Consider the following 4,822-nt stretch of genomic DNA (forward strand, 5'->3'; position numbering starts at 1 on the left):
GCATTTTCGGCAGCTAGCAGCGTCCAAGCCAAAATCGGTCGATCGAGCAAGGGAATCAGGAGCTTGTTGCGGTCGCTCCCCATCCGTTTTCCCATCCCCGCCGCCGGAATTAATAGATTCATACTCACATCTTGCCTTGAAACAAAGTTACTGGTGTTTTAGTGGATAGTGGATAGTGATTAGATAGCTAAGTAGGGTGGGCACTGTCTTGTTTCGCTCAATCTGGAGGGAACCTCCAGAGCGCGAACCGCTGCCCACCATCTGGGTTTTAGGCTACTTAGTTACTAATTAGTAATTATTGTGGTTTCTTTTTAATAAAGACATTATCGGAGAAACCAGAAGTGTTTTTAGGCGTGGAAGTTGGACTAACAATCGGTGTCGGTGCAGCGGTTTGGAAATAGTCGTAGGCAATTGCAGACATCTTGCGGACTAATTCTGGCCCGGATGGGTCGTTATAGGGGCGTTTGACTAAGACTACTGCCAGATATTTTTTGCCTGTGGGGAATTCGATCGAGCCAACATCGGCGATTAGGGAACCGATATCGCCAGTTTTGTGGGCGATTTTGGCACCTGCGCCCAATCCTTGGGGCAGCATGGTGTTACCTGTGGTGCGGCGCATGATATTTAATATTTGGCTGCGGGAAGCCGCAGAGACGATATTACCACGCTCGATCGCCATCATCGATCGGGCTAGTTCGCGGGCGGTAGTGATATTGGTGCCTTCTAAATCTGGTAGGGGACGATTGATAGTGGTAGTGCTGAGTCCCCAATTCCGAAAGCGTTGGTTGAGGGCAGATTTACCACCTAAGCGGGCGATTAGGAGGTTGGTGGCGGTATTATCGCTGATGGTTATCATTTTGGTAGCGGCGACCAAAATACTTACCTGAGTACCGGGTTTTTGCGCTTGGAGATCGCCAGAGCCACCAGCAATCGAGTTTTTATCGATCGTCAGTTTTTCGGCTAAATTCACTTTCTGGGCATCGACATCCTGAAAGAGGGCAATCAATATCGGCAATTTAATCGTACTAGCAGCAGGCAAGACTCGATCGGCTCCCCATTCACTATGTTCGCCTAGCTCGGTGTTGATAAATAAATAACTCGCATCGAGCTTAGTCTTTTTCTGATTTAAAACCTGAAGCCGATTGTGGAGTTTGGCGCTGGCGGTGGTGGGATCGAGCAGATCGATTTGTGGGACAGGCGGCGCGGGTGGAACAGGCGGCTCTACTTTGGCGGCAATTGGTGATTTGGGTGGATTGACGATCGAAATTGTCGTCCCGGCGATCGTACTGGCACCCAATCCACAAATCGCTAACCGCACCAACTGAATCGATAGTGAGACAGATCGATTCAGTTGGTGCAGTTGTTGTTGGATCGGTTGTTTGCGGCGGGATTGGGTCTGAGATCTTTGCTCGCCAGTACTATTAGAAGCCATTCGGTCGAAGTTTGAGGATAGATTTGGCTAGAAAAATCGCGGTTGCTAGCTAGCAAATTATGAAGAATCTCGATCATCTCAAATGCTCTTAATAATAGCCGATCTCGCTTGCCGATCGATCGTCTACCCTATATTCGTAAGTAAGTCGGCATCACGATCTTAAATATTAGCGATCGGCTGCAACCCTTAAGGTGGGCAGTGCCCACCCTACAACATATCTAATTAAATAATTAATAATTATTAATTATTAATTATTACCCATTACCCAATTCCCGCGATCGTACTGCGGCTGCTTTTACCGCTTCAATTAGAGCCGATCGAAAACCTGCTTGCTCTAGTTTGGCGACTCCCGCAATAGTAGTGCCGCCGGGACTAGTCACTCGATCTTTTAATTGAGCGGGGTGGAGCGACGATTCATTTAAGAGCCAAGCAGTACCTAAAACTGTCTGTAGCGCGAGTTTGTCGGCAATTTGGCGGGGGAGACCAGCGGCAACGCCACCATCGGCTAGTGCCTCGATCGCTAGGGCGACATAAGCTGGCCCTGAGCCGGATAAGCCAGTGACGGCATCCATTAGAGACTCGGGGACGGGGACGACTTCGCCGACGGCTTGAAAAATTTTGGTAGCGAGATCCAGTTGCTCGGTGCGAGTGTGAGTTCCCGCCGCGATTGCAGTGATGCCCATTCCCACCGTTGCGGGGGTATTGGGCATGGCGCGGACTACGGCTCGCTCGGGAAAGCCAAGCTCTAACTGAGCGAGGCTGACACCTGCGAGGATCGAAATTACTAATTCGGTGGTGGGTGCAGCTAATTTACTCACAACTAGCTCAAAAATTTGCGGCTTGATTGCCAGTATCAGTACTGGAGCCATCGCCGCTAAATTGTTATCTTCAGTTACCTGCACACCATATTGTTGCTGGAGCAATTCGCGCTGTGAGGGGGTAGGTTCGGCAATGAGAATCTCACTACTTTGATAAGTACCGCGCTCTAGTAGCCGCGATACGATCGCACAACCCATTACCACGCCACCGATGACACCTAATTTGATGGACATATATTCCTAATTTAAGCGATCGAGAAGCTCAGTGCCGATCGCAGTTGCCATCAAGATTTTGATTGTCTCTCTACTGAGCTACTGAGATCGGTTCGCTACCCCAATTGGACATGGGTTGACTGATGCGATTGGTACGTGCCGTTGTGGTTGCTTGGCGCTCTACCACATCATTGGTTGTATTGGCAGGGGTGCTAACTTGGACGCAGTTAGGTGTAAATAGGAAGATATTATCACCAATTCGTTCGTAGTGACCGTCAATTGCATAAGTACCGCCTGCTACAAAGTCTACCGATCTTTGCGCTTCTTCTTGACGGATCAAGGTCATATTGAGGATTACCGACTTTCTATGTCTGAGCGCATCGATGACTTGCGGCATCTCTTCAAAAGAGCGGGGTTCGATCAAGATCATCTCGGAGACGCCGTGAACGATTCCTGGCATCCCTACCACGTTATTGATTTTGCTCGCACTGCGATCGCTAGCGCGTCTAAATCCACGGGACTCTGGTTCGGTAGGTTGAACCACCGTGGGTTCTGGTTGTTGATACTCACTCCGATACGCATCATTATCCGTTTCGTCGTAATCGTTGTATTCTTCTTCGTTCAAACCCATGAAATCTTTGAATTTGGTTATAACGTTCACCTTAACTACTCCTGCGCCCTGTGATTGTGGTATGGATGCTTTTGACTGTGAAATGTTTCTCGAAATCGCTGTCCGAACTAGCTGGTTTTAAGTAGCAAACTCAGCAACCGTTGGCATCGCTATATTACTGGAGGAATTTTTTTCCATAATACAGGATCGATTGTACTCTAAGCAATATTACTTAAATTCTGGCTATGAGTGTCAAGTGACTGTTTGCAGCGGTTTCCCCTGGAAAACACACTTTTTTGCCAATCTATCGAGCATAATATCACAAAATTACAAAAATTGATAAAGTCTTTTTTGAATTACATCAGCCAACTGGGATATTTTTTTTACTCTATTCAGCAATTGTGCGTAGAGTGACATTGGGCGATCGGTCACTAAATTATCAATTTATCTTGACAATACGGATCTATATGTAGTGACAAAAAATACTAACATGTCTAAATTGGCGCAAAGTCTAACGTCGATCGATTAGACTGGCAATCGATCGCCAAATAAAATACTTCCCAATCGGACGATCGTCGCACCAGCAGCGATGGCTGGTAGATAATCGCCAGACATGCCCATTGACAGCTCTGTCAACTGAAGTTGAGATCCCGATCGCTCCATGAGTTGGCGACTGAGATCCCGCGCACTTTCAAATAATCCTTGCAGTTGGGCGGTAGTTAAACCAAGCGGTGGAATTGCCATCAAGCCAACAATCTGGAGCTGTTGACACTCACAAATCTGCGGTAAGTCTGCCAATAGCTCGGGGATCGTCCAGCCAAATTTGTCGGGATCGGGTAGAATTTTGACTTGAAGACAGATTTTGGGACTTTTGGTAAGTTCGCTACAGACTCGATCGAGTTGTTGTAATAGCTTGAGGCTATCCACCGAATGAATCCAGTCAAAGATCTCTACCGCTTTGCGGACTTTATTCCCCTGCAAATGTCCGATCAGATGCCAACACAAATCTGGTAGATCGGCTAATGCTTGTTGTTTGGCTTGCGCCTCTTGAATCCGACTCTCCCCAAAATCCCGCACCCCTACAGCATACGCCTCCCGCATGAGGGCTACAGGCACTTGCTTAGTTACCGCCATCAATTTAACCGCACCTGGTAAATCTCGGCGAATCGTCTCGATATTTTGTGCGATTGTCATCTAGGGGGTAGAGGGTAGGGGATGGGGTAAGAGGTAAGAGGTAAGAGGTAAGAGGTAAGAGGTAAGAGGTAAGAGTGGGTGATGAGGCTAATGCTTTTATTCCCTAAAGCCTAAAGCCTAATGTTGTTATTCCCTAAAGCCTAACACCTAAAGCCTAAAGCCTAATCTAACCCCTATCCTGGGAAATTTTGTTGCATCATTGCTTGCAACTGTTGATATTCTAAAACTTGACCGTTGCGTCTAAGGAGGCGAATGCGAGTATCGATCGTTAGTCTCGCATCAGCACGAGTGACAGGCTGAAAGGAGATCCCATTCGCATCACTAGTAACTATAAAAAATACTCGCTGTGCGTAGAGTGTTGTAAATAGTTCTTGGTTTTCCTCAACGATACAAATACGATAAAGCAAGCCAAAAGTAGGGTGGTTGAGGTAGTTTTCGGAAGTCATTGATTAGGGAGTAGAGGGTAGAGGGTAGAGGGTAGCGCACCATGTTGTGAAATTTTTCTGCACACTGCTTCTATTTGTCTGCAGCATAAATGCACCGCCGGTGGGGCTG

Annotated in this window: 6 protein-coding genes; all 6 read right to left on the reverse strand. The window is 47.4% G+C overall.

Annotated elements, in window-relative coordinates; genetic code table 11:
- Positions 1–122: 2-C-methyl-D-erythritol 4-phosphate cytidylyltransferase (locus RMO35_RS08160; RefSeq protein WP_309740138.1), on the reverse strand; the 122-nt coding region annotated here is incomplete at its 3' end.
- 173 nt (positions 123–295) lie between these two features.
- Positions 296–1,432 carry a serine hydrolase gene (locus RMO35_RS08165; protein WP_309740130.1) on the reverse strand — a complete coding sequence of 379 codons (1,137 nt, stop codon included), beginning with the start codon at positions 1,430–1,432 and terminating at the stop codon, positions 296–298.
- Between the two features lie 254 nt (positions 1,433–1,686).
- Positions 1,687–2,484, reverse strand: a complete 798-nt coding sequence (gene proC / locus RMO35_RS08170; protein ID WP_309740133.1) for a pyrroline-5-carboxylate reductase — start codon at positions 2,482–2,484, stop codon at positions 1,687–1,689.
- A 70-nt stretch (positions 2,485–2,554) separates the two neighbouring features.
- A complete protein-coding gene (locus RMO35_RS08175) occupies positions 2,555–3,124 on the reverse strand; it encodes a cell division protein SepF (protein WP_309740135.1) in 570 nt (189 codons plus the stop codon).
- A 474-nt stretch (positions 3,125–3,598) separates the two neighbouring features.
- Positions 3,599–4,267: a YggS family pyridoxal phosphate-dependent enzyme gene (locus RMO35_RS08180; RefSeq protein ID WP_309740136.1), complete on the reverse strand. Its 669-nt coding sequence runs from the start codon at positions 4,265–4,267 to the stop codon at positions 3,599–3,601.
- A gap of 173 nt (positions 4,268–4,440) precedes the next feature.
- Entirely contained in the window at positions 4,441–4,713 is a 273-nt protein-coding gene (pipX, locus tag RMO35_RS08185; protein WP_309740137.1) for a transcriptional coactivator PipX, read from the reverse strand.
- Between the last annotated feature and the right edge of the window lie 109 nt (positions 4,714–4,822).

It is taken from the genome of Chamaesiphon sp. OTE_20_metabat_361 (assembly GCF_031364565.1).

What these genes read in the sequence shown, in the direction of transcription:
- RMO35_RS08165 (WP_309740130.1), bottom strand. Translation starts at nt 1,432, where the DNA reads ATGGCTTCTAATAGTACTGGCGAGCAAAGATCTCAGACCCAATCCCGC.
- proC (WP_309740133.1), bottom strand. Translation starts at nt 2,484, where the DNA reads ATGTCCATCAAATTAGGTGTCATCGGTGGCGTGGTAATGGGTTGTGCG.
- RMO35_RS08180 (WP_309740136.1), bottom strand. Translation starts at nt 4,267, where the DNA reads ATGACAATCGCACAAAATATCGAGACGATTCGCCGAGATTTACCAGGT.
- pipX (WP_309740137.1), bottom strand. Translation starts at nt 4,713, where the DNA reads ATGACTTCCGAAAACTACCTCAACCACCCTACTTTTGGCTTGCTTTAT.